This is a genomic window from Nostoc sp. DSM 114159 (assembly GCF_053470285.1).
In genome coordinates this window covers 4,424,725-4,451,528 of record NZ_JBPFEH010000001.1, presented here as the reverse complement: position 1 = coordinate 4,451,528, position 26,804 = coordinate 4,424,725, and the positions used below count along the sequence as shown (strand labels likewise).

The window sequence follows — 26,804 nt, the reverse complement described above, 5'->3', positions numbered from 1 at the left end:
ATAATGTCAAGCAATTGTTGCTTTTAACACCACTTACATAAATTTAATCTCATTGTTAAATCTAAAACCTCATTCTGTTAGATAAAATACCAGTTATGCCAGCGTATCAAGGAAGTTATGGGGAAACCACCGATTTAATTATTGGTGGTAATAACCAAGAAAACCTCGAATTAACAGCAAATTCTGCTCCTGTGGGTGCTCTTGCCACAAGACAAGGAACTTTTTCTACGTTTCTTGCTCCCCTGACTCAAGATACTTTCAAACAGGTTGTTAAGGATGTCGAGCAAAAATTACAGATTGTCCATCAAACCCTATCAATGCTCGATTCTCATGGGTTTGAAACCATTCTGCAAGAAATGTTGCATTCGATTACCTTAAAAACTGGAGAATTACTAGGGGCAGACCGAACGACTATATTTTTATTGGATGAAGAAAAACAAGAACTTTGGTCAATTTTAGCTGAGGGCGAGGGCGGTCGCTCTTTAGAAATTCGTATCCCCGCTAATAAAGGTATTGGTGGTGAAGTCGCCACTTTCAAGAAAGTTATCAATATTCCCTTTGATTTTTATAACGATCCGCGATCGCATTTTGCCCAAGAACAAGAAAAGAGAACTGGCTATCGCACCTACACCATGCTAGCTTTGCCACTTTTAAATGAACATGGGCAATTAGTTGCAGTAGTGCAATTACTGAATAAATTAAAATCTAAGAATAATTATGATGCTTCACTTGCAGAGCGCATTGATACCAGAGGTTTTAGCCGTGCTGACGAACAATTATTTCAAGAATTTGCTCCTTCGATTTGTCTGATTTTAGAGTCCTCACGCTCTTTTTATGTAGCGACTCAAAAACAAAGAGCAGTAGCGGCGCTGATGAAGGCAATCAAGTCACTTTCTCAAAGTAGTCTTGACTTAGAAGACACTCTGAAGCGGGTGATGGATGAAGCCAAGGAACTGATGAATGCCGATCGCAGTACACTATGGTTAATAGACCACGATCGCCATGAATTGTGGACGAAAATCACTCAGGATGATGGTTCAACCAAAGAGTTACGAGTCCCCGTAGGTAAAGGCTTTGCTGGGATAGTCGCGGCTTCTGGCAAAAAGCTAAATATTGGCTTTGATTTGTACTACGATCCTGACTCAGAGACAGCCCAAAAACTAGACCAGCAAAATGGCTATCGCACTTGTAGCTTGCTTTGTATGCCAGTATTTAATGCCGATCAACAACTGATTGGTGTTACCCAACTCGTAAATAAAAAGAAATCCGGGGATTTTCCCCCTTATAATCCAGCTGATTGGCCCAAAGCTCCCGACTGCTTCCAAGCTAGCTTTGACCGCAACGATGAAGAGTTTATGGAAGCTTTTAATATTCAAGCGGGAGTCGCGCTGCAAAATGCTCAGTTGTTTGCCACAGTCAAGCAACAAGAACAAATGCAACGGGATATTCTGCGTAGTCTTTCCAATGGCGTGGTTTCCACTGATAAAACTGGGTTAATTATCGCCGCCAATGAAAGTGCCAAGCGTTTGCTAGGACTGGAGCCAGAAGACCGTTTAGAAGGTAAATTAGTTACTGACGCGATCGGCATCAAAGAAGGCGACTTTAGCAAGTGGTATCAGGATGCTTTACATGCAGTTGACTTAAAAGGTCGTCAACAATATTACCCGGATCGCACACTTATCAGCACTGGTACAGAACAACATAGTATCAATTTATCGATTAACACAATAGCCGATGCTAGCGACCAAGAGCAAGTCCGGGGGGCGCTGGTAGTGATGGAAGACATCAGTGATGAAAAGCGGCTCAAGAGTACGATGTACCGCTATATGACCCAGGAATTAGCCGAAGAATTGCTGAAATTAGATGACGCTAAACTAGGAGGCGATCGCAAAGAAGTTTCGATTTTATTTTCCGATATTCGCGGCTACACCACATTAACAGAAAACTTAGAAGCAGAAGAAGTGGTGAGTATGCTCAATGAATATTTTGAATCAATGGTGGAGGCAGTCTTTAAACATAAAGGTACTCTTGACAAATATATCGGCGATGCCATCATGGCTGTATTTGGTTCTCCTCTACCATTAGAAGAACACGCTTGGATGGCAGTACAAACATCCTTAGAAATGCGCGATCGTTTACACGAATTTAATCAACGTCGCCATATAGATAATAAGCCTAGAATTAAAATCGGTATTGGCATCAACTCAGATACCGTGATTAGTGGGAATATTGGCTCTAGTAAACGGATGGAATTTACCGCCATTGGTGATGGCGTTAATCTTGGCTCTCGATTAGAAAGTGTTAGTAAACAGTACGGTTGCGATATTATTATTAGCCATAACACTTTTAAACCTTGCCAAGATAATATTTGGGCTAGGGAACTAGATTACATTCGTGTTAAGGGTAGAAACGAACCAGTAGCCATATACGAATTACTGGGTTTGCGTTCCAATCCAATTGAAAGCGAAAAATTGCAAGTGATTGAGCATTATCACAAAGGACGCGAATATTACCTCAAACGCGATTTTAACCGTGCTAGAGCTGAATTTGCCCTAGTTTTGGCAGCAGACAGCCAGGACAAAGCTGCTATGTTGCATCTGTTGCGTTGTCAGCATTGGTTACAATCACCCCCAACAGAATCAGATTGGGATGAAGGAGTCTGGACATTTCAGGAAAAATAACTCCACCGACTTATCGATTAGGGCTTGTAACTAATACCAATTTTAAAAAATATATAGATTAACTGATTATTTGTCACTGTTAACAACTTGTGTAGCAGATTTCAAGTTGGCGAGGTACATCAGCTAAGGGATTACCAAGAAATAAATTATTCAATCTTGTAGGGTGGACATCTTGTCCGCCCTAACCATTGGGCGGGCGAGACGCCCACCCCACAATAAAAATTGAATGTTTTTTTCTTTGGAAGTCCCTAAATCTGTTACCCAGGTATAAAGCGTGTTTTACTGCTGAATTCTGTTAGCACAGCGGGGCGCAGCCCATTCTGAATTCTGCTGGATTAATTTTACTCTATAAAAAAATGACTAATTAACTTTAACTAAATCAAACATTCTATAATTATAATGATAGTGAAGCAGATAATATTCAACCTTAAATATCTAAAACAATAGGCTGTTTAAATAGAGTGACTTGCTAGATTAAGAAATTAAACAATATGCTGAAAAATGACTTTCAGTAAATCTCCTTGTTTAAAAGGCTTAGTTAAATAGCCTGATGCTCTCACCATCTTCGCTTTAGCTCTATCTAAAAATCCTACTTTTTCTGACACCATAATCACAGGTGTATTTTTAAAATATGAGTGTTTACGCAGCAAAGAGCAGAGTTCATATCCATCGAGATTAGGCATTGATATATCCAACAAAATTATGTCGGGTTTTATACGGATAATCTGCATTAGAGCTTTTAAGGAATCAGTGACTCCGATAACAGAAAAGGTTTGCTCATCTAAATAACTTTTAATAGCATTCAATACCGTAGGATTGTCATCAATACACAAGATTGTGTAGATTTTTCTGTCAGCAGGCGGTTGGATGATTTGCTGACCCCTGTGTGCATTAGTATTAATCGAGTAAGCTGCTGGTTTAGAGCCGTGTATTTTAGGCAACTTTGGCGTAGTTTTGGCTTTAGATTGTAGCTCATTTATTCGGAAAAATTGTGAGGTATCCGATTGATAACTTGGTGATGTTTGACGATAAACCGCCTCATTTTGGGGCGTTAAACATCGTTCAACTAATAAACGAACATTTAGATGACAAAACTTTGGCATATCATCTAGAAAACTCTCAGGAATAAATTCATAACTTCCCTCCTCTAAATTTAGAAATGACTCTATAACTTCTAGGGCTAATTGCTCTATCAGCATTGCTGCTTGAGAAGAACTGATATATTTCTGATTTACTAACCAACAAATAGCCAGATAATCTGGGTTCGGTATCGCTTGATTTTCAATACCAGTTTCAAATATCGCCCGCAACTGATCTTTGATTCCGTCAGGAAGAGTAGAAATTTGCTGACTCAAACGTTGCAAATTTCGGTAAAGCGGCTCAAACATTTTCTCTGAGTAGCTGGCATAAATTAGTTTCCCCTCATCTACATATATTGACCAAGAGCCTGATGTGCTAAACACTTGTAAACAACCAGTAACCGACTTACCAGTGATTTTTTTCAACAAAGGTAGGGGCTGGAGCTTTTGAAAAAATCTGTATCTACTAATTGGAAGTGTCTTCATTGCGATCGCTCTGAAATAAAATTAACATTTGCAGGCAAAATTAGTGAATTACCTTTTTGGAATTCACGTGACTTTGTTGAAAGCACTGTTCAGATAAATATAGCGGTCATATTTGAGTTAGTACAGAGATTCCACACCCCCCTACTCTTAATTCACCAATCTCTGTTAAGCTATAATCCACAACTTACAACTAAACCAATTAATGCTACTGACCAATAGCAAAATTGCCCGACTAGTTGCCAGGATATAGTATTTCAAAAATTAGATTGGTTTTCTGTATCTTTAGCTAATCTAGCCAATCTAACAGTAACTCAAGTGCCACACAAAGACCATTGGCTCTCGCCCATCAGTCACAAAAGTATCATTGTTATCCGTATTTTGTCGCCTAAAATTATAGATACTTGAATTCTCTTGCAAAAGTTTTTTGTCCCTAATCCTAAAGTCTGGAGTGACCAAAATCTACTGTAATGTAAACGTAAATGTTTCTCCATCAAGACTTATAAGCATTAATTCCGCGCTGACGAAGTATGTTTTTATATCCGTGACGAAAGTCGTCGGGTACTTTTTCAAGAAGTTTATTCTTGAGGGCAACTTCACAATCAAAAAAGTATTATTCAAAACTAAGCATTCCAAAAGTTCAATATCTTACTTAAGTTTGTGATTGTAGAGCAACTCTTAGTCTTGGGATTTGGCAAAGCGATCGCTTGCACAACAATAATGGTAAACCTCGGCCCAAGAATGAGTTTGCTGATAATTGCCGCCATGATGGTGTGTGGTGAGATGCGCAGGCGACTAAATCAGCAGAAGGGAATCTCTTCATAAGTACTGGAAACGGGTTTTAATGTTGTGTGAACCAAATAGCCACCCTGCACAAATTGGAGTGACAAATTCAAGAACTTACAGGGAAATTCTTGATTAGTAGTAGATACCATGCAAAATACTTGCTTTCAGCTAGATGGTAGATAACAAGTAACATACTCACTAAAACTTAGATTACTATAATTTTCAAAAAAAATTAGTAGAAACATCTAAACTTCATGATAAATCAGTAAAGTAAACATGAAAACTAATTAATATCATCTTCCAGAAAATTGTTATAAATATTTATTTGTTTAAATGTCTGGGAAAGCTGAAAATGTATAGTAAAAGATAATTATATGTTTGCTTATGGAATTACACTTAGAAAAAACTGAATTATTGTCTGGTAGCAATTTAACCGAAAAATCTTAAGTTTGAAAAATCACAAATATAAATACAAAATTGTACGCTTAGGCGTAGCTTGTCGTAAACATCACATTCATCAACCCATAAGATATATGTCGCAAAAAGACGCAAAGAATTTCTTTGCGTCTTCAGAGTGAGATTTATAAGTGGACATTCTCACCGTTATACTTTCTCCATCTTCTTAAAATTGCTCCCGCCAGCACCAGCTTAAAAGTGTACCACCAGCTATCAGCTTCACTATTTCCAGCAGCCAATAACTACCGTGTAGTAAATTCATTGTCGATGGAATAGCAGCAGCAGCTTCAAATAGGTTGAGTTGAATTCCTATAGCGCACATCTGCGGAGTTAAGAAATAGGTGTCAAGCACAGCGATAGTCAGCAGCAGCACAGATAAAACAATACTGCCAATACTCCAGTGATATCGGGTTTTGCTCAAAGCTAGTGCCCCAGTCAACACTACAGCAGCCGATAATAATTCCATCCGATTGAAGTTCCAAAAAATCGTATAGCCTGCTGTCGTAAAACCAGCTTGACTCATCATCCCAGAAAGATAAAGGCTAGGCATAATTACCCAGTCTAAAACTAGACTAGCACTGAGCCAAAAGCCCAAGGTCAATACGATCGCGGTTTGCCAAATTGGCCGTTTGAATTCAATGTTAGAAATAGCAGTCATAAAATAATTGCGTGTGTTGTATTTCTTTAGTTTCTAACTTCACCAGCAATTTGACAACTAATATCAACTAACCTTTACAAAGCGATCGCTCTTAACATTCTGAAGTCAATACCAAGATTTTTTAAACTAAGTTAATAAATCTTAAGATTTTATAAAAAGCAATTTAAATAGATTTTTTTGCGATAAATACTCAAGCACAACTCTTGAGCAACTCTTTAAAATCCATAACTCAATACGCTTAGGTTAAGAGTTATTTATGTTAAGGTTGCCCTTTAATTATGAACTCAATCCCAATATTTATAAATACTTAACTTTTTCTTGTAAAGCAACTAAGCGATCGCACTCATTCCCTCCTTTGACAGCTATCTAGCATAACAGTAACATTGTAATTTTTGAACGCAGATATGATATAAAACAGCGTGTAAGTAGAGCGGTGTGGAAAAATAAAACTATGTTAAGAAAAATTAAATAGACTCAAACCCTCTTCCCTCTTGCCCTCTGCCTCACAACTTTTAGAGAGGCTGCGCCCCTTTGCGTAGCTATGCCACAGGCTTTATGACTACGCTACAGTGACCACCTGCCGACGCTCGCGGACTCGCTTGCCGCCGGCGCTATCCTGCCTCATCTCAACTATAAATATTCACGCCGACCTACTTATCTTTATTTTGTCACTTTGGGAGAACCCAATCGCTGAAAGACTTTCAGAGCTTGAATTTTCAAGTTTGGCTACAAATAGTTACTATTAGAAAATAGAGGCTCAAAGGTTGACTCAATCAAAGTTTCAGAATCTTGCTTCGATTATTGTTTTCCAAGAGTGACAAAACAGGTTTATTCCATAATGTCTTAGACTACGCCACTTGCGATCGCATATCGTAGCAATATTTTACTATCTATGTGAATTAGTGTACTGTTGAGTTCATTCGGTAAATTGCGAGCTTTTACCCGTGAATCTGCCTGCAAAAGTGAAACATTGTATGTACGTGCATCTATAACCGACAAAAGCGACGAATTTTGAGCAACGTAATCCATAATTACAGCAGAAATCATGTATTTGAACCACACCTATCGCAGGAGTGCAAGTCCTTGCGCCCCTACTGCGTGGTCTATTTACCTGAAAATAGCTGTAAATTCACTAGATGTCTGTTATATCAAGTCCGGTTAATTATTTATGATTACCGCATCTGTGCAAAAATCCGAAAAGCCTTTTTCCCCTACTCCCTGCGATCTAAATGATAAGTCTTTAGTCGGACACGATATTAGATATAGTTTTTGTAGATATATTTTTGTATAAAGTATCTATCTTGAGACATACTTATTGTAAATATTTGGTTATTTAGTACACTTCGCATGGTGGATTGACTTAAATATATTTACAGATGTTATGATTTGTATTACTGTAATGTTATGATTTGTGTTGTACTTTTCAGGTACCAATTAGTAAATTATTTTTTGGTTTAAGCTGAAAAGGCTTAATTTGAGGCTAAGAAGGCAATTTCAGCAAACTTAGAAACCTTTAATACACACAAGTATTCCTTAAAAAAGTTAAACTTTTGTTACAAGGAACTCAGATACATTTAAATTCTGAATTTTCAGGAGTTGCTGAGGTAAGTATGTTGGTTACGGGGTACTAAGTTTACCTATTCAAGAGCTACTGTACTGAGATTTTTGAAGAAAATGCAGTGAGTCATCTTTGTTTTTAGCCATTTTATGGTTTGAGACTAATGCAAAAAAACAGCGAGATGAGGATTAATCATTTCTGTAATATCAAATGTCAGCCTAGAGATAGACAATGATAAACAATATGAGTAGTTTACTAAGATATGAGTTTTGCAAAGTCTAACGATCGAGAAGTTGTTAGAGACAAATATAGTGGAGTTAAGAAAAATTCAGGTAAACTTCCTAAAAGTCCACTGTTATTATGAAGCAAATAGAATGTAGCAAGTTTAGTAATATAAGGTTTGAGACTAATGCTAACAAATAGCGAACTAACGATTAATCAGGGTTCTAATCTCAAATTGAAGTTGGGAGATCAACGATACAATCAGTTATCTCGGTTAGAATTTTTGCAGAATCGTACAGTTGGAAAGCCACTATATCTAGATATAGTGGAATCAATCTGAATTCAGATGAATTTCCCAAAACTAAAGTCAATAATCCACAGAATAAGCGGGCAAATATTATGCCAATATGTTGCTAGTGGGGTTAATTGACTTGTTTGTGGTTAATACCGAATTAAGGGTTAACCCATCTACAGAACTTACTCAAATGAATAGTGTTGTTTAAAAACATTGCCAGTCAGTAATAAACGTTAGCTTTTAATAAAAAGCTAATTTTGTCTTGTCTTTTATCTGAAAAGGTAAAAAGCATAGCTGTTTGCTGGCATTCATGAGGGTAAATCGCAACTATTACCGAAATCTCACAATTTTGTAATTGAAATCAGGTCAACACACATGAATAAAGTTCAAGCATCATTTGAAGCTACCGAAACTGCGTTTCACGTGGAAGGTTACGAAAAAATCGATTTTAGTCTTGTCTATGTGAACGGTGCATTTGATATTGAAAACCGAGAAATTGCAGATAGCTACGCAAAATTTGGTCGCTGTCTGATTGTAATTGATGCCAATGTTAATGAACTTTATGGCGATCAAATCAGGTCATATTTTAGACACTATGACATTGAACTGACGGTATTTCCGATCATCATTACAGAGCCGGCTAAAACCCTGGCAACCTTTGAAAAAATTGTTGACGCTTTTTCAAACTTCGGCTTAGTTCGTAAAGAACCAGTCTTAGTTGTCGGTGGTGGTCTAGTTACTGATGTGGCTGGATTTGCTTGTGCTGCTTACCGTCGCAAGAGCAACTATATCCGCATTCCTACCACGTTGATTGGTTTAATCGATGCAGGTGTAGCAATTAAGGTTGCAGTTAATCATCGTAAGGAAAAAAATCGCTTAGGAGCATATCATGCGCCTTTGAAAGTAATCTTAGATTTCTCATTCTTGAAAACCTTGCCAACCGCTCAAGTTCGCAATGGGATGGCAGAGTTGGTGAAAATTGCGGTAGTTTCTAACTCTGAAGTCTTTGAACTGCTATACAAATATGGCGAAGAACTGCTTTCGACTCACTTTGGATATGTGAATGCAACACCGGAAATTAAAGAGATTGCTCATAAAGTCAACTATGAAGCAATCAAAACTATGTTGGAGTTAGAGACTCCTAACTTGCATGAAATAGACCTCGATCGCGTCATCGCCTACGGTCACACTTGGAGTCCTACCCTAGAATTAGCACCTCAGATACCTCTATATCATGGTCATGCGGTGAATATAGATATGGCTTTGTCTGCAACCATTGCAGCACAACGCGGTTATATCTCCACACAAGAGCGCGATCGCATCCTAGACTTGATGAGTCGTATCGGTTTATCACTCGATCATCCTCTTTTAGATGGGGATTTGCTCTGGTATGCTACTCAGTCTATAAGCTTGACACGAGATGGCAAACAACGCGCAGCTATGCCTCGTCCGATTGGTGAGTGCTTCTTTGCCAACGATCTGACTCGTGAAGAACTTGATGCTGCCTTAGCTGAACACAAACGTCTTTGTGCTAAATACCCTCGTGGCGGAGAAGGGGTTGACGCATACATTGAAAGTCAAAAAGGCAAGCTAGTAGGGGTGTGAAGATATGACCAAAAACGACTCATGATACAAGCCCCTAAATTTATTTACGGGGATCATTAATTTTGAATTTTGAATTTTGAATTTTGAATTCGGAGCGAAGCGACGTGACGAGTGTTTTAGGGCGAGAAACAGCTAGACCGATAACGCCACACAGTATCTTAGTAGCCCAGCTACAGCAAACCCTCAAATTAGCCCAAGAGAAGAACATTCCCGTAGAAATATTAGATTCTTTACGGCAGGGAGTTCAATTAGCGGCGGGTTTAGATCCCTACTTGGATGATTACACTACCCCGGAATCGAGTGCATTAACAGCATTAGCGCAAAAAACAAGCATTGAAGACTGGAGCAAACGCTTCAGTGATGGTGAAACAGTGCGTCAATTAGAGCAAGAAATGCTCTCAGGACATCTGGAAGGACAGACATTGAAAATGTTTGTTCATATCACCAAAGCAAAGCGCATTCTAGAAGTAGGAATGTTCACAGGGTATTCAGCTTTAGCAATGGCAGAAGCATTACCAAGTGATGGGCAACTTATCGGTTGCGAAGTAGATCCTTATGTTGCTGAATTTGCTCAAGCTTGCTTTAGTGAGTCTCCCCACGGCAACAAAATCGTTGTGGAAGTAGCACCTGCTTTAGAAACACTCCATAAGCTGGCTGCTAGAAAAGAAGTATTCGATCTGATCTTCATTGATGCCGATAAAAAAGAGTATGTAGATTACTTCCAGATCGTGTTGGATAGTAACTTACTGACTCCCGACGGTTTAATCTGTGTGGATAACACTTTGTTGCAGGGACAAGTTTACCTACCACCCGAACAACGCACCGCCAACGGTGAAGCGATCGCTCAGTTCAACCGCGTTGTCGCCGCCGATCCTCGTGTCGAGCAAGTTCTATTACCCATCCGGGATGGGATAACGCTAATTAGACGCGTGGTGTAACAAAGTTTGTAGAGATGTTGCAATGCAACGTCTCTACAATAAACACAAAGGAAAGACTTATGGCACAATCAATTTCTTTATCTCTGCCTGAATCCCCAACGTCATCAACAGGTGTTCGGGTTAAGGTAGTAGCTCTATTCAAAACTCTCGGTACTCTGACATTATTACTAATAGCCTTGCCGTTCAATGCTTTGATAGTATTGATATCTTTGCTGTGGGGCATTGTGCGTTCGCCGTTTCCGAAAAAAGCTGTTGTAGCTGCTCATCCTCAAACTATCTTGGTAAGTGGAGCCAAGATGACTAAAGCATTGCAACTTGCCCGCTCTTTCCATGCCGCAGGACACAGAGTTATTTTGATTGAAGGTCACAAATACTGGTTGTCTGGTCATAGATTCTCAAAAGCGGTAAGTCGTTTTTATACAGTTCCGGCTCCGCAATCAGACCCAGAAGGCTATATCCAGGCGCTAGTAGAAATCGTCAAGCAAGAAAAGGTTGACGTTTATGTACCTGTATGCAGTCCTGTAGCTAGCTATTATGACTCTTTAGCAAAGCCTGTATTATCAGAATACTGCGAAGTTTTTCACTTCGATCCAGATATAACCAAAATGTTGGATGATAAATTTGCCTTTACCGATCGGGCGCGATCGCTTGGTTTATCTGTCCCCAAATCGTTTAAAATCACAGATCCTCAACAAGTTATCAATTTCGATTTTAGTCAAGAAACCCGCAAATATATTCTTAAAAGTATTGATTACGACTCGGTTCGCCGCTTAAATTTAACCAAACTTCCCTGCGACACCCCAGAAGAGACAGCAGCCTTTGTCAACAGTTTACCCATCAGTCCCGAAAAACCTTGGATTATGCAAGAGTTTATTCCTGGTAAGGAATTATGCACACATAGTACAGTGCGGGATGGGGAATTAAGATTGCATTGCTGTTCAAACTCTTCTGCGTTTCAAATCAACTACGAAAACGTCGAAAATCTCCAAATCCGTCAATGGGTGCAACACTTCGTCAAGAGTTTGGCACTGACTGGGCAAGTTTCTTTCGACTTTATCCAAGCTGAAGACGGTACAGTTTATGCCATTGAATGCAATCCCCGTACCCATTCGGCAATTACAATGTTCTACAATCACCCCGGTGTTGCAGATGCTTATCTTGGTAAAACTCCCCTAGCTGCACCTCTGGAACCCCTAGCAAGTAGCAAGCCGACTTACTTCCTATATCACGAAATCTGGCGACTAACTGGTATTCGTTCTTGGAAACAATTGCAAACATCGGTTAATACTCTAGTGCGGGGCACTGATGCTATTTACAGTCTTGATGACCCTATACCATTTTTGACTTTGCATCATTGGCAGATTCCCTTACTTTTGCTGAAGAATCTCCAACAACTCAAAGGATGGGTAAAAATAGACTTCAACATTGGCAAACTGGTGGAATTAGGTGGCGATTAAATAATTTGTAAATTAAAGAAGAATTCAGTACATCATAGCCCCTTCCTCGCTTGCATACGGTGTACATACCACCCCCTCTAACTCCCCCTTGCCAAGGGGGAGAACCGGATTATTTCCCCCCTTGGCAAGGGGGGATTAAGGGGGGTAAATCCAGGGTTTGGGTTTCATTACCAAGATGTGTATAGACCGTAGCCTTGCTTACAAAGAGGGGTTCTCATGGCCCACTCAACTGAGAACCGCTATATAAATTCTAATACTACATAGGAAGATAAATCATGCCAGTACTTCGTATCCTTCATTTAGTTGGGTCTGCATACAACGATTTTTACTGTGATTTGTCACGCCTTTATGCTCAAGACTGTCTCGCGGCAACGGCAGATCGATCGCACTATGAATTTCAGATTGCATATATCACACCCGATCGCCAATGGCGATTTCCTCCCTCCCTTAGCCCTGAAGATATTGCTGATACTAAACCGATGACTCTGGCTGATGCCATACAGTTTCTAACAGCACAAAACATTGACCTCGTGTTACCACAAATGTTTTGTATCCCTGGAATGACTGAATACCGGGCTTTATTCGACTTGCTGAAGATCCCTTACATCGGCAATACTCCAGATATCATGGCAATAACGGCGCACAAAGGCAGAACCAAAGCAATTGTGGAAGCCGCAGGGGTAAAAGTGCCTCGTGGAGAACTGCTTCGCCAAGGAGATGTTCCGACAATTACACCTCCAGCGATCGTTAAACCCGTAAGTTCCGATAACTCTTTAGGGATGGCTTTAGTCAAAGAGGCTACTGACTATGACACTGCTCTTAAGCAAGCATTTGAATATGCTTCAGAGGTGATTGTAGAAGAATTCATCGAACTCGGTCGAGAAGTTAGATGCGGCATCATTGTCAAAGACGGAGAACTAGTGGGTTTACCCCTTGAAGAGTATCTGTTAGACCCCCACTCCAAACCCATCCGCAGCCATGCTGATAAACTCCAACAAACAGAGGATGGCAACTTGGGTTTCGCTGCTAAAGATAATAAAAAGTCTTGGATTGTAGACCCGAACGACCCGATGACCCAAAAGGTTCAGCAAGTGGCTAAGAAGTGTCATCAGGCTTTGGGTTGTCGCCACTACAGTTTATTTGACTTCCGCATCGACCCAAAGGGACAACCTTGGTTTTTAGAAGCTGGATTGTATTGTTCTTTTGCCCCCAAAAGTGTGATTTCCTCTATGGCGAAAGCAGTGGGAATCCCTTTAGATGAGTTATTAATCACGGCTATCAATGAAACGTTGGGCAGTAATCAAAAGGTATTGCAGAATTGCTCGTGAATTTCTCGGTATAAATTTTTCTGCTTGTAGTGGGTAGGAGAGCGATCGCTAATTAACGTGAGTTCGACAAGCCCTTTTTTGACCTCTCCCCCAACCCTTTTTGGACACGGAGAGGGGGAGCCAAAACCCTAATTTCTCGTTGCTCCTCCCTTTCCCCGTGGGAGAGGGAGGTTGGGAGGGAGAGGTTCATCGAACTCACGTTAATTAAAAGTCGGTTGAGATTGCGATCGCTTTGCCAACGCCCGCCATAGGATACCCAAATGACTGTAGGGCAACGCTTTTAAAAGGTTTTTAATTCCTAGTCAGTGGTTGTTAAATTAATGCGTAAGCATTTCCTCAAAGAGGGATAAGTAACGATATGCTTGTAGCTCGCTCGGATACTCTTGTTCGGCTTTTTCACGAGCGTTCGCGCCAAGTTTTTGATGCCGTTCTTTGTCTTCTATTACCCAGATAATCCCATTTGCTAAGTCATCACAACTAAAACATTGCGCTCGATATCCATTTTTTTGATGTTCAACTATATCTTTGAGTCCCGTTGAATCAAAAGAAACCACAGGTGTGCCGCAGGACAGGGATTCACAAGCAGTCAGTGGCAAATTATCCTCAATCGATGGCACAATCATGACATCCGCAGATGAGTAGAGAAGTGCGAGCTTATTTCGATCGTCAACTTTGCCTAAGTAGTGTACCTTAAAACCTAAATCAACTGCCTCTTGAGGTTGAGATGAACCAAAAACAATTAATTCAATCTGCTCTTTCCACTCAGACTGACTGAGTTTTTGCAACGCTGATTGCAATAGTTCAAATCCTTTTCTGGGATTGCCAGTTCCATTAATTGCTCCAAATAGAAGTAGTTGCTTATTTTGTGGGAGGTTAAGTAACTTTCTGGCTATTTGACGCTCCGTCGGTTTATAAGTGTTGATATCTAATCCGTTGGGAATAACTCTGATGTCACTATTTGAAAATAGTGAACTGGATTTAGCACATTCAGCAAGCCAATTACTAGGAGTGACAATAGTCAGCTTGAGATTTTGCCATGCTTTAATTTTACGCTGCCAAACCCAGCGAGATAAATCCCAGCTTTGCTTGCTATTGAGTTGAGGGCAATTTCCACAAGATTTTGTATAGCGATCGCATCCTAGAGAATAGCAACATCCACCTGTGAATGCCCACATATCATGAAATGTCCAAACAATCGGCTTATTGAATTTTGCCAGTGCTTCAATTGGTATAAATCCGTCACATATCCAATGCAAGTTAATGATGTCTGGATTAAGTCTAGCAATTTGCGATGTAACTGTATTAGGGAGCCATTGCAGCCGGAAAAATGTCGGGTTACGTTGCCTATTTCTATAAATATTTAGTGGTAAATCATTTAAAAGCGGCCGAGCTTTCCAGATTGTTTCCGCTACCTTATTGGGAGAACTGACCACAGTAGAGTCAGCTATTCTTTTATCTTGAATTAGCATCTGAGAATCAATTTCTAACCTCAGTAGTTCCTGATGTAGCCAATAAGCAGCACGAGCAGCTCCCGCCCCTCCCTTGGGATCGTAGGTATTAACTAATAGAGGCTTAATCATTGTTTATTTAACTATTTATTCACTTACAGAAAGTTTAAGGCTACCTAAACACAATCGGTAGATAATTGAATATTAGAGGATTTTCAGTTAAAAAAATATCCCGTCGTAGAGGCGCAAGACCTTGCGCCCCTACAAATCTATAAATAATTTGGGATAATTTATTTTTTGCAAGTCCCTAGTACAAATTATTTTCTAACTCGATCGAATTATTCATTTGTACCAATTAGTAATGCGGTTCAACTCTCGGAAATATATCGCAGTCTATCGGCTCGCCAGGTTTTTTGGTTTTGAATGAATTCAATTCTGGCAAATCAATTTCTTCAATCGGTCTGAAAGGCCATGCTTTCGGGCGGTGATAATAAGTAATATCATCGCCAGTCCAATTTGTGACTACCGCACGTCGTTGTGTGGTTGATATGTTGGTTGCTGAATGATGAATTGTCAGAAAATGATGAACCAAGCAATCTCCAGGCTCCATATCCCAAGATAAAATTTCCTGCGGTTCTGGCTCTACAAACCAGGAGGGGTTTGATCCTTCACGTAACTCTTTGCCCCATCGATGAGAGGCTTTGATATACTCTAATCGACCATTTTCTTGGTTGACACTATCTAAAGCCAGCCAAATTTTACAACACTGCCAGCCTTGTATAGGCCAGTAAGGTAGGTCGTTATGCCACCCAACACGGCTGTTTGTTTTCGGCTTTTTAACAAAGAAACCGTCAGTCAAAAAGTTGAGTTTTTCTGATTTCAAGACTTGAGCGGCGAGCGTTGCTAGCGGAGATTCAAAAGCCAAAGCACGAAAATCAGCATCAGTGAGCCATAAGCTACTGCTATGTTCCACATGACCTTCTGATTTGGGGATGCCCTTAACTTCTAAAGGGCCGGGGATTAATACATTCTTATCAACGGCTGTTCGCATCCGTTCTACCCAGATGTCATCCAAAACATTTTTGACGCAGATAACACCGTCTCGCTCGAAAGCTTCAACTTGTTGGGTGGTAATTTTTGATCTGTCTACCTTAAGCATTACGAAAAAACGAATAAAGTCAGATTTATGTAATAACAGATTTATAGAATCTGCTTTACTGACATTAACTTAGTCACTAAGTTATAAATCTTTATTACTGTAAAGTAAAGATAGAAGTTAGCAGTTCTTCCTATAGGTGGATAAATCTCCAAGTTAAGTACAACTTTTTGTTTTCATATTTGCAACAAAGAAATTTCATCCTAACTACCTAAGTCTTTTTTAACAATGAGTGGCACAAGTGAAGCTAATCGTAATACACCAGATACAATAAATACTTCTGCTATGCCAAAAGACCCAGCAAATTGAGCGATGAAGCCACCAATAGTTGCTCCTAAAGCACCACTTGCTCCAGCAACAGCTGCTGCGATCGCAAAATATATAGACTGATTTTTCACTGGTGCAATCTCTATCTGAAGATTGTTGTTACACAAGTCAACTCCTCCCCAATTAGCTCCAATAAAAATGTGTAACAGCGGCAACCATAGCCAGAGATCGAGAGGACTAGAACCCATCTTTAGCCACAGCCAGGGTATGATTGCAATGAGAATTCCATTAGAAATTAGAATCGGACGATTGCCTATTTTATCTGCTAATCTACCCCAGACGATCAGCATTAGCATGTGTGCTCCTGCTCGCAGACTGTTGTAGAAAGTTACCCAACTCACATCCAAGTTCAATGTGTCTAGCAAGTAGAGGTTAAAAAACGGGGCACTTAGATTAACAGCAAATGTCCATGAGCCGAAATAAAGTAGAAACACCAAAAAATTAGAGTTTTTCCAAATGCTGTTATCTATCTGATTTTCAGGAGTTGGCATTTGCGGCACAGAGATTGGTTCAGATATTTCACCAAGTTCATTTGGTGCCGAGTCCAACTGAATCTCACTGGTTTGAGATGAGTTAGCATAATAAGTATTTTGTAGTTGAGGGTTTATATCAACCTGAAAATACTGACACCCCAAGCTTACAATTCCAAAGATAATGCCTAAGAGCAAAACCACCCCATAACCTTGAATAGCTCCCCCATACCAATGTGATACGGCTAGACCGGCTATTGGCAAACCGACCAACTCGGTTAAGTTAGCAAGGCTATTGCGTAGCCCGAAATATCTACCTCGTAATTGCCGTGGAACCAACATTGCTATCCAACTCAACCAAGATGCGGCTCCTAGTCCTCCTAAAAAATGGCTGCATACGAGAATCAAAAGCGACAATATCACTAATTGGTTGGAATTAAGCCCTCCCCAACTAAAGCTAAAAATGCCAATTACTAAAATCAGCCATAGTAGCCGACCAATCCCATGAGTGCGAAGCGAATACTGAAAACGGCTAGTGCTGCGTTCAGACAAATAAGCACCCATCGGCTGAAAGAGATTTACCAGCATCGGGATAGAACTCACCATACCAAATACCACTGGACTGGCATCTAACCCTACCAAGAAATTACCTAGCAAAATTCCACCAGTACCAATAGAGAAAAGTGCTGCGAAAATACCATCGATAGTAGAAGCACTCAAACTGGTGCGAACAGCATCTTTAGGAATACGAGGGCTGAGTGTTGAGCTAGGAGAGAGTGTTGTTGATGGTGAAGCAATCTGAGCAATTTCTATAGAAAGAGGCGCACCTGTTTCAATTTGAGAAGAATCCATAAATCTAGTATTTAAGAAAATAATTTAGAATTTACGTATCATACACATGTACTATACTAAGTTTAGGCTTTTAAGCTGTGTCTAACACCAAAAAGAGTTGCAGTCAACAATTGAAATGTATATATTGACTGTTTGTTATCTTTTGTGCCTAAAATTATTGTCATTGATGTGCTGAAAATCGTTTTCAAGTTTACAGATGGCAGTTTATCTCTGGTTTCTTGATTGAAACCGCAGGAATAGTCTAGACTTCTTGGCATTTGTCGGGAAAAGGGGAAGGTGGGGTTCCAAGAAGGGGAAAAGGGAAGGGGTAAAGGAATAGAATTTTTCCTTTCCCTTTAACCTTTTCCCTTTAACCTTTACCCTTTTCCCCAAGAGTACAAAAAGCACAAATGCCAAGAGGTCTTCTGTATACTTATCGGGTATTTTGTTTTTATTTTAAGAGTTGATATACCCGATTTGCGAAGTGAGATAGCAATACTACCTCAACGGTCTGGAAAAACCGGGTTTTAAGATGCAGGTATCCGCAGAAGCAGTATCGATCGCGGGTGAGCATAAAAGCATAAATTAGAAGTCAAAACGGAAGAAAAAGGCATGACCCGCACTGAATTCCGCTATGGCAGGTTTTAGCACGTAATTTTGCTACTTATCCACGTTTAGAATGAACAGGTTCAAGCAAAATACAAAGATGGCATTCTCAAGCTGACGCTGCTCAAGGCTAAATCTGAGAAGAACAAGGTTGTAAAAGTATTCTGGGAGTTAGAGTGTCTTTTTTTGTTTCATACAACAAAGCCGATGAAGAAGAAAACCTGTTTTGGATACTCAGATATCGGAGCTTATATGCCAAAGTTGTTGGTATTTAGTGCCTACGTTGCGATCGTTGTTTCGGCTTTCTCGCTGTCTGGCTGTATACGCGAAAAAACAAAAAAAATTGTCGGATTTTCGCAAACGGAGAACATTGGGCCGTGGCGCATTGCCGAAACAAACAGCATTAAGGAGGAGGCCGCCAAGCGTCAGAAAACTTATGATTTTCTGATGACAGATGCCCAAGGGCAGACATCGAAGCAATTTGCCGACATTGAGGATCTAATCGCACGACAAGTTGATGTTATATTTCTTGCACCACGTGAGTATGAGGGTCTTACGCCCGCCCTCGAAGCAGCCAGAGCAGCAAAAATACCAGTTTTTCTCATCGACCGTGAAGCAGCAGGAAGACCAGGCGAACATTTCGTCAGCTTTCTGGGGTCGGATTTTATCGCCCAAGGCCGCCGCGTTGGTGAATGGCTAGCCCAAGCGACCAACGGTAAGGCATCCATCGTGGAACTCACAGGAACAGCGGGTTCATCGGTTGCAATCGATCGGGCTAAGGGATTTCGTAATGCGATCGCTAGTTATCCCAACATGAAAATCATCGCCACGCAGACGGCGGATTTCTCACGGGCTGCGGCCCAACGGGTAATGGAAAACATCATTCAGGCCAAGGGTGCCGACATTACCGCAGTGTATGCTCACAACGACGAAATGGCATTGGGTGCTATCCAAGCTCTCAAATCCGCAGGTATGAAGCCTGGTAAGGATGTGATGGTTGGTTCAATCGATGGTCAGAAAGCCGCGCTTGAGGCGATTATCCGTGGTGAGCTTGGTGTCAGTGTCGAATCGAACCCGCGTTTTGGCCCACTTGTTTTCGCCACAATGGAAAAGTATTTTGCTGGCAAGAAAATTCCTCCGAGGATTATTCTCAAGGACAGACTCTTCGATGTTACCAATGCGAAGGATTTCGTAGATGAAGCATACTAATACCAATTTGTAATTCGTAATTCGTAATTCGTAATTAAGAAAGTCAGATATTGTTTGGGTTTCGGGGTTTGAATATGTTGCCGGATTTTAGAGAATTGGTACAAGTAGTTCTCACCCTAAAATAGAAAAAAGATAACCTGGAATTTTCCTGAGCTTCCATGATGGACAAAAAAGATTGCTATAGTGCGAAGTGAAGGTTCTCTACTATCGGCAATTAAGATAAAAACTGGGTAAAGCCGATGAATCAGGCGACTCGAAATGTCCTGTGGATGACAGGCATAAAAAAAAGTTTTTCCGGTGTGCCAGCGCTGTGGGAGGTGGATTTTGAACTGAGGGCAGGCGAGATTCATGCACTGGTCGGAGAAAATGGTGCTGGCAAATCGACGCTGATCAAGATTATGACGGGGGCTTATCGGCGGGACTCAGGTGTTATGGAGTACGAGCAGAAAACCGTTGCATTTCAGAACCCAACCGAAGCGCAGGCGGCAGGTATTGTAGCCGTCTACCAGGAAATTCAACTGGTGGGTTTGCGAACCGTTGCCGAGAATATTTTTCTGGGTAGGGAGCCGCATCGCTTCGGCATCATTGATAGACGGGTAATGAATACTAAGGCCGCCGATATTCTGGAGCGCCTGGGGTTGCATATCGACCCGCGCTCAGTGGTTGGTTCGCTCAATATTGCCCATCGCCAGATGGTGGCGATCGCCCGCGCCATATCCTTTGGTGCGCGGGTGCTGATCCTCGATGAACCCACGAGTTCGCTGACGGAAACTGAAGTTTCTGTTCTTTTTGATGTCATGCGTCGCCTAAAGTCGCAAGGAACATCCATCGTCTACGTCAGCCACCGTTTTGAAGAACTTTACGCCGTGTGCGATCGCGTCACGGTACTACGTGATGGGCGCAACACCGTGACGCGATCGCTCTCTTCGCTGACTCGTCTAGAACTCGTTTGTTTTATGCTAGGTCGTAAACCCGAAGAGGTAAGCCAAGGAGTCACGGCATTTGCAGAACACTCGCAAAACACGCCTTGTCGGTCAGTGCTGCTCCAGGCGGAAGCTCTCAAATATAAAAAACGGCTCAATGGTGTTTCCATTGAAATGCGGCATGGCGAAATCGTTGGGCTTGCGGGTTTGCTCGGCTCTGGTCGTAGTGAAACGGTGCGTGCCTTGTTCGGGGCTGAACCTCTTGAAGGTGGAACTGTAAAACTCGAAGGTAGTCTTTTATGCCTGCGCGATCCTCATGATGCCATAGACGCAGGCATAGCTTTCCTTTCTGAAGATCGCAAGGCGGACGGGATCATTCCTGAGCTTTCGGTACGCGAAAACCTCACGCTTGCTGCCCTACCGAACCTTACACAATGGGGCATTGTTTCCAGAAAACAACAGAGCGAACTTGTAGAGCGTTTCATGCAGCGTCTTGATATCAAGGCAGCCAGCGCCGAGCAGAAGATCCACGAACTATCGGGTGGCAATCAGCAGAAGGTGCTTCTGGCGCGATGGCTGTGTAAGAATACCAAACTTCTTCTCCTCGATGAGCCAACTCGCGGGATCGATGTTGGTGCAAAGCGCGAGATCCAGCAGCTAATCGCCGAACTAGCAGAGCAAGGGCTGGGAGTTCTGATGATTTCATCAGAAGTGGAAGAGTTGGTTGAAGGTTCGCAACGTGTCGTCGTCCTGCGTGACGGACAGTCAATTGCGGAACTCAGTGGCGAGCAGAAGAACATCAAGGCAATTCTGCACGCAATGGCAGAAGGTGCAGATCGTCAGGAAGCCGTCGGTGGACAATCCCAAACAGAGCAAAATACAAATGAGTAGCAAGAAGTCCGATCTGGGTTGGGGAACCCTGTGGAACCCAAACTTCGGTGCATTTGCGGCACTCTTAATTCTCTATGTTGCCAACGCCATCTTCACACCGCGTTTTGCAACAATTAGCAACACATTGAATATGTTGCTGCAAGTATCCACAACAATGTTGGTTGCCGTTGGTATGACCTTTGTGATTGCCTCCCGTGGCATCGACCTGACGGTTGGCTCTACTATGGCATTGGTTTCAGTCATTGTGGCATTGCTGATTAAGTATGGGATGACTGTGGCCATCTTGTTCGCTTTGAGCGCGGCTCTGTTGGTTGGTTTTATCAATGGCTTTCTGATCTCGCGTCTGAAACTTGATGCTTTGATTACCACCTTGGCGGCTCTGATCTTATGGCGTGGGATTGCTCAGGTTATCGGGGACGGTAAGCTCGTTCCTTTCGTCAATCCGACATTTGAAGCGCTGGGAAAGGGCTATCTCGGTTCTATACCAATTCAAGTTGTCATTGCAGCAGTAGCGATCGCGGCAGCTTTCTTCTGTATTCGCTCTACACTTTTGGGCCGTCATATCGTTGCAGTCGGCGGCAACGAGGAGGCTGCACGGCTTGCGGGTATCCGTGCGGAGCGCGTGAAATATATAGTTTATATAATTAGCGCCCTGCTTGCCGGGTTAGCCGGACTTATCGAAACAGCGAGGCTGGGCATGGGCGATCCGAGTAAGGTCGGTGTCAACGCAGAATTTGATGCGATCGCGGCTGTTGTTGTTGGCGGCACGCCCTTCTCTGGTGGTCGGGCAAATATCCTCGGCACTGTTGTCGGGGCCTTGCTCATGCAGGTGATTTCCACAAGTTTCAATATGCTGCTGATTCCCTTTACCTGGTCATTAGTTTTGAAATCCGTAATCATTCTTTTCGCCATTTTTTTGCAGCGTCCAAGGGAGGTTTAATGCGTCATGCCTGCTACAAGGTCTCTTGCGCTTACGGGTTTGCGGCATCTTGCCAAGCTCCTCACCTCCCAAGGCGTGCTACTCATGCTTTTTAGTTTGGCTGTTTTCGCATCCTTTCGTTATGAAACGTTCCTGACACCTGTTAATCTCATGAACATCATGCGACAGAATAGTATGCTGGCGATCGTGGCGCTAGGCATGACTGTCGTCATCTTGAGTGGAGGAATCGATCTGTCTGTGGGTTCCCTTGTTGCTCTAGGCGGTGTTGTTACAGCAATGCTTGCAGGACTTGGAAGCTTCGTGGCGATCGCCAGTGGCATTGCTAGCACCACGTTGCTCGGTGTAGTCAATGGTCTTCTTGTGTCTCAGGCGCGGCTTCAGCCGTTCGTTGTTACCTTATTCACTGCCAGCGCTGCACGCGGTCTGGCGTTGAGCATCACCGAGGAAAAGTCCATTGCCGTATCATCGGCAGCATCGGGATTTATTTGGCTGGGTAGAGGATTCATTGGTTGGGTTCCTGTACCTGTGCTGATAGTTGCACTCTTATATTTTGCAGCTTGGTTTATGCTGCACAGAAGCCGATTAGGTTTGCACATATTCGCTATTGGCAATAACGAGGAGGCTTCTCGGCTCATGGGCGTGAACCCAAACCGAGTAAAGCTGGCAGTCTACACATTTAGCGGGTTGCTGTCAGGGCTTGCTGGTATTATTCTCGCAGGCCGTTTAGGGGCGGGTCAGCCCGTCGCTGCCTTTGGCTGGGAAACAGATGCGATCGCCGCCACCGTCATGGGAGGAACGTTTCTCGCAGGAGGTCAAGGGAGCGTGTTTCCGACGCTAGTCGGTGTACTTTTACTAGGAATGATGTACAACCTTTTAAATCTTGAGGGAACCATTACTCCTTGGTGGCAGCTCGTACTTCGTGGGGCCTTCTTGCTTTTGGTCGTGCTTTTTCAGCAGCGTATTGTGCAGAGAAGCTGAGTTTATTGAAACGGTTGCAGTTGTTCAGAGTTTCTGAGTCTGTTCAATAGTTATTGACTCTAAGCGATCGCTTTACAAGAAAGGCAGAGGGCAGAGGGCAGCTATGCTGAAGTTCAGGAGTATCAATTAAAACTAAAGTTGCAGGGTATAAAGCTCAGTCAAAACTGATAATTATACCGAGACTGCTTGCAGCGAGGTATAAAACGTCCTTGTTTCAATGCCACTCTTTTAAGGGTGGGTTGCCTTCTGCCTTCTGCCTCCTGCCTTCTGCCTTCTGAATCATGCTCGACTTTACCAAAAACTATTATTAACTTTTAACTGCTGGCAGATGCTTTTTTTCAGTTTTCCTACTCTGCATACTCAGCTTTTTCCGCCATGTCTCCATATAAATGTAAAACACTGGAGTCAGATACAGAGTTAATATCTGAGAAAACACCAATCCACCAACGATCGCAATCCCTAAAGGACGACGCGCTTCTGAACCGACTCCTGTCCCCAAAGCAATGGGTAATGTCCCAATTAAAGCTGCCATCGTGGTCATCATAATTGGACGGAAACGAATCAAGCAAGCGGCATAGATAGCATCAAAGGAATTTTTTCCTTCCTTTCGCTGGGCTTCAATGGCAAAGTCTACCAGCATAATCCCGTTTTTCTTGACGATGCCGACTAAGAGAATTATGCCGATGAAAGAGTAAAGATTTAAATCAACCTGGAAAATCAGCAGCGTCAGTAATGCACCAAAACCCGCCGAAGGCAAACCAGAAAGAATGGTGATTGGGTGAATGAAATCCTCATAGAGGATACCGAGAATCAGATAGATGACTACAATAGACACCAACAACAGCACGCCTAAATCATTGAAGGACTGTTGAAAAGTTTGGGCTGAACCTTGAAAGCTGGGTGTAATTGTTGAGGGTAGCACCTCACTGGCTACTTGCTTGATGGCATCTGTAGCCTGACTTAGAGACGTTCCTGGAAGTGTGTCAAAAGAGATAGTTGCAGAGGGGAGTTGAGCAACGTGAGTAACCGTGAGCGGGCCGACACTCTGGCTAATATTAGCGATCGCACTCAAAGGAACAAGTTTTCCAGTACTTGATTGCACATAGAGCATCGATAGAGCGCTAGGATCTCGTTGAAATTCCGGTTTTACTTCCAAGATTACATAGAATTGGTCATTTGGGGTATAGATAGTTGACACCTGGCTAGAACCATAGGCAGCGCTGAGGGTTTGTTCAACTTGTTGGGCAGTAATGCCAAGGGTTGCAGCTTTGTTGTGGTCAAATTTGACTTGGATTTGGGGAGTGCTGAGTTGTAAATCGGTGTCAACATTCTGGAGTCCTGGTAGGGTTTTGACTTTATCTACAAGTTTAGGAACGTATTGGCGCAGGTCTTGTAAATTCAAACTCTGCAAGGTGAATTGATAAGTAGAATTGGTTTGTTGTCCGCCAATGGGAATAGCTGGCGGAGAACGGAGGAAGGTTTTAACCCCAACTACACGTCTCAACTTGGGGGTTAACTCTTGAATGATTTGGTCAGCATTCAATTGACGTTGAGAACGTGGCTTGAGCCGAATCGTAATTCGCCCGGAGTTTACCGACGCATTCGGCCCACTTGCACCCACAATCGAGTCAACGGCTTCAATGTTAGGGTCTTGACGAATGATATCAACAACCTTTTGCTGGTGACGGCGCATATCATCAAAAGAAATATCTTGCGCTCCTTTGGTGTTGGCCGTCAGTTGTCCGGTGTCTTCTGTAGGAATAAATCCTTTGGGAACGATGACGAACAAATAGACGGTCATTACCAGCAGAATGCCAGAACCAATCAGTGTCATCAAGCGGTATCTTAAGACAGGCTTAAGAGTCCAATCATATCCCCGCAGTAGTAAATCAAATGCCCGTTCTGAAACTCGATATAGCAGATTTGGTCTTTGTTGATGCGAACGCAGAAAGCGACTGCATAACATGGGGGTGAGACTGAGGGAAACAAAACCCGAAACCAAAATTGCCACTGCGATCGTCACGGCAAATTCATGAAATAATTTCCCGATTATGCCACTCATGAACATGATGGGGATGAACACCGCCACTAGGGAAAGGGTCATTGACAAAATGGTGAAGCTGATTTCCCTCGATCCCTTCAATGCCGCGTCTAGGGGAGATTCGCCCATTTCTCGATAACGGACGATATTTTCTAATACAACGATCGCATCATCCACGACAAAGCCCACGGAAAGGGTCAACGCCATCAGTGAAAGGTTGTCTAGGGAAAAGCCCGACAGATACATTACCGCAAAAGTCCCAATAATCGCTACAGGTAGCGCCAAACTGGGAATTAGCGTCGCAGTGATGTCACGTAAAAATAAGAAAATCACCAAGACAACTAGACAAACCGAGAGAACCAAGGTAAATTTCACATCGTTGACAGAGGCGCGGATGGTTTGAGAGCGATCGTACATAATCCCCATCTCAATAGATTTGGGAACTTGTTCGCGGAGTGTAGGTAAAAGTTCTTGGATGGCATCAACAATTTTTACCGTGTTAGCACCTGGTTGCGGCTGCACAGCCAGAACAACGGAATGACGGTTTGTTACTTTGCGATCGCTATACAAATTCGAGACTTTGACGTTTTGTTCGCTGTTAATTACCTGCCCCAAATCCTGGAGTCGCACGGGTGCACCATTCTTGTAAGTTACAATTAGCTGGCGATAGCTGGCAGCATCGGTGAGTTGACCGTTCGCCTGAATCGTATAACTTTTGTAAGTGTCAGAGAGACTGCCGGTTGGTAAGTTGACATTTCCCTGTTGAATTGCAGTTTTTACCTGATTTAGACCAATTCCCCTTGATGCTAACTCTCGCGGGTCAAGCTGGACGCGGACTGCATATTGCTGTTGACCATAGACCTGTACCTGAGCAACACCATCAATCATTGAGATTGGCTGACCAACTGTTACCTCTGCGTATTCATCTACTGTGGAGATTGGCTGTGTCTCAGAATACATATAGAGGTAAAGAACCGGTGAGACAGATGGGTTAACTTTGCGATAGGTAGGCGGGTGAGGCATTCCGGCTGGCAGTTGTCCTGCTGCTGCTGAGATTGCTGCCTGTACATCTTTGGCGGCATCTTCCACTCTGCGGCTAAAGTCAAATTGTAGGGAAATGTTAGTGCTGCCTGTGGAACTGGTGGAATTGAATGAATTGAGTCCGGCAATTTCGGTAAACTGTCTTTCTAGGGGTGCGGCGACTGAAGATGCCATTGTTTCTGGGGTAGCACCAGGGAGACTAGCGGAGACAGAAATAAAAGGATATTCAACGTTGGGTAGGGCGCTGATGGGTAACAGTAGATAACTCATGAGACCGAAAATGAGGATACCCATCATTACCAAGGTGGTCATGACTGGACGACGGATGAAGAGTTCTGAAAGGTTCATGAGTTTTGTTCTCCCAGAAATGTGGTGAGGATGCGATCGCTAAATATAA

Annotated in this window: 17 protein-coding genes and 1 pseudogene; 11 read left to right on the top strand and 7 right to left on the bottom strand. The window is 42.4% G+C overall.

Annotation, left to right across the window (positions count from 1 at the left end; genetic code table 11):
- Nucleotides 1-95: 95 nt before the first annotated feature.
- The gene (locus tag ACR5KR_RS18375) at nucleotides 96-2,681 is read left to right on the top strand and encodes a GAF domain-containing protein (protein ID WP_448267473.1); all 2,586 of its coding nucleotides are present in this window, start codon (nucleotides 96-98) and stop codon (nucleotides 2,679-2,681) included.
- A 482-nt stretch (nucleotides 2,682-3,163) separates the two neighbouring features.
- On the opposite strand, the gene ACR5KR_RS18370 is transcribed toward ACR5KR_RS18375, so the two are convergent.
- The 3 genes from ACR5KR_RS18370 to ACR5KR_RS18360 form a co-directional block, all read right to left on the bottom strand.
- Nucleotides 3,164-4,246: a response regulator gene (locus tag ACR5KR_RS18370; RefSeq protein ID WP_445631097.1), complete on the bottom strand. Its 1,083-nt coding sequence runs from the start codon at nucleotides 4,244-4,246 to the stop codon at nucleotides 3,164-3,166.
- A gap of 1,405 nt (nucleotides 4,247-5,651) precedes the next feature.
- Complete coding sequence (locus tag ACR5KR_RS18365; protein ID WP_445631098.1) at nucleotides 5,652-6,143, bottom strand: hypothetical protein; 492 nt, start codon at nucleotides 6,141-6,143, stop codon at nucleotides 5,652-5,654.
- 843 nt (nucleotides 6,144-6,986) lie between these two features.
- A complete protein-coding gene (locus tag ACR5KR_RS18360) occupies nucleotides 6,987-7,190 on the bottom strand; it encodes a hypothetical protein (RefSeq protein ID WP_448267471.1) in 204 nt (67 codons plus the stop codon).
- Between the two features lie 920 nt (nucleotides 7,191-8,110).
- On the opposite strand from ACR5KR_RS18360, the gene ACR5KR_RS18355 reads away from it, so the two are divergent.
- The 5 genes from ACR5KR_RS18355 (at nucleotide 8,111) to ACR5KR_RS18335 (ending at nucleotide 13,546) form a co-directional block, all read left to right on the top strand.
- Nucleotides 8,111-8,263, top strand: a complete 153-nt coding sequence (locus ACR5KR_RS18355; RefSeq protein WP_448267470.1) for a hypothetical protein — start codon at nucleotides 8,111-8,113, stop codon at nucleotides 8,261-8,263.
- 330 nt (nucleotides 8,264-8,593) lie between these two features.
- The gene (locus tag ACR5KR_RS18350; RefSeq protein ID WP_448267469.1) at nucleotides 8,594-9,823 is read left to right on the top strand and encodes a sedoheptulose 7-phosphate cyclase; all 1,230 of its coding nucleotides are present in this window, start codon (nucleotides 8,594-8,596) and stop codon (nucleotides 9,821-9,823) included.
- Between the two features lie 104 nt (nucleotides 9,824-9,927).
- Nucleotides 9,928-10,761: an O-methyltransferase gene (locus ACR5KR_RS18345; RefSeq protein WP_448267468.1), complete on the top strand. Its 834-nt coding sequence runs from the start codon at nucleotides 9,928-9,930 to the stop codon at nucleotides 10,759-10,761.
- Between the two features lie 59 nt (nucleotides 10,762-10,820).
- The gene (locus ACR5KR_RS18340) at nucleotides 10,821-12,218 is read left to right on the top strand and encodes an ATP-grasp domain-containing protein (protein WP_448267467.1); all 1,398 of its coding nucleotides are present in this window, start codon (nucleotides 10,821-10,823) and stop codon (nucleotides 12,216-12,218) included.
- Between the two features lie 275 nt (nucleotides 12,219-12,493).
- Entirely contained in the window at nucleotides 12,494-13,546 is a 1,053-nt protein-coding gene (locus ACR5KR_RS18335; protein ID WP_448267465.1) for a D-alanine--D-alanine ligase family protein, read from the top strand.
- 317 nt (nucleotides 13,547-13,863) lie between these two features.
- Here the strand turns inward: ACR5KR_RS18335 and ACR5KR_RS18330 are convergent, their stop codons facing one another.
- The 3 genes from ACR5KR_RS18330 to ACR5KR_RS18320 form a co-directional block, all read right to left on the bottom strand.
- Entirely contained in the window at nucleotides 13,864-15,126 is a 1,263-nt protein-coding gene (locus ACR5KR_RS18330) for a glycosyltransferase family 4 protein (RefSeq protein ID WP_445631103.1), read from the bottom strand.
- Nucleotides 15,127-15,349: 223 nt separating this feature from the next.
- Complete coding sequence (locus ACR5KR_RS18325) at nucleotides 15,350-16,153, bottom strand: phytanoyl-CoA dioxygenase family protein (protein WP_448267463.1); 804 nt, start codon at nucleotides 16,151-16,153, stop codon at nucleotides 15,350-15,352.
- A 200-nt stretch (nucleotides 16,154-16,353) separates the two neighbouring features.
- The gene (locus ACR5KR_RS18320; protein ID WP_448267462.1) at nucleotides 16,354-17,799 is read right to left on the bottom strand and encodes an MFS transporter; all 1,446 of its coding nucleotides are present in this window, start codon (nucleotides 17,797-17,799) and stop codon (nucleotides 16,354-16,356) included.
- A gap of 487 nt (nucleotides 17,800-18,286) precedes the next feature.
- Here ACR5KR_RS18320 and ACR5KR_RS18315 point away from each other — a divergent pair.
- From ACR5KR_RS18315 to ACR5KR_RS18295, 5 genes and pseudogenes are all read left to right on the top strand, one after another.
- A pseudogene (locus ACR5KR_RS18315) lies at nucleotides 18,287-18,546 on the top strand (Hsp20/alpha crystallin family protein); the annotation flags it as partial.
- A gap of 45 nt (nucleotides 18,547-18,591) precedes the next feature.
- The gene (locus ACR5KR_RS18310; protein ID WP_448270255.1) at nucleotides 18,592-19,593 is read left to right on the top strand and encodes an ABC transporter substrate-binding protein; all 1,002 of its coding nucleotides are present in this window, start codon (nucleotides 18,592-18,594) and stop codon (nucleotides 19,591-19,593) included.
- A 239-nt stretch (nucleotides 19,594-19,832) separates the two neighbouring features.
- Nucleotides 19,833-21,407, top strand: coding sequence for a sugar ABC transporter ATP-binding protein (locus ACR5KR_RS18305; RefSeq protein WP_448267461.1), 1,575 nt, complete (start codon nucleotides 19,833-19,835; stop codon nucleotides 21,405-21,407).
- Nucleotides 21,400-22,347, top strand: a complete 948-nt coding sequence (locus tag ACR5KR_RS18300; protein WP_445631108.1) for an ABC transporter permease — start codon at nucleotides 21,400-21,402, stop codon at nucleotides 22,345-22,347. The genes ACR5KR_RS18305 and ACR5KR_RS18300 overlap by 8 nt, the downstream gene beginning before the upstream one ends.
- A gap of 159 nt (nucleotides 22,348-22,506) precedes the next feature.
- On the top strand, nucleotides 22,507-23,325 hold the full coding sequence (locus ACR5KR_RS18295; protein ID WP_448267460.1) for an ABC transporter permease: 819 nt from the start codon (nucleotides 22,507-22,509) through the stop codon (nucleotides 23,323-23,325).
- 307 nt (nucleotides 23,326-23,632) lie between these two features.
- On the opposite strand, the gene ACR5KR_RS18290 is transcribed toward ACR5KR_RS18295, so the two are convergent.
- A complete protein-coding gene (locus ACR5KR_RS18290; protein ID WP_448267459.1) occupies nucleotides 23,633-26,755 on the bottom strand; it encodes an efflux RND transporter permease subunit in 3,123 nt (1,040 codons plus the stop codon).
- Between the last annotated feature and the right edge of the window lie 49 nt (nucleotides 26,756-26,804).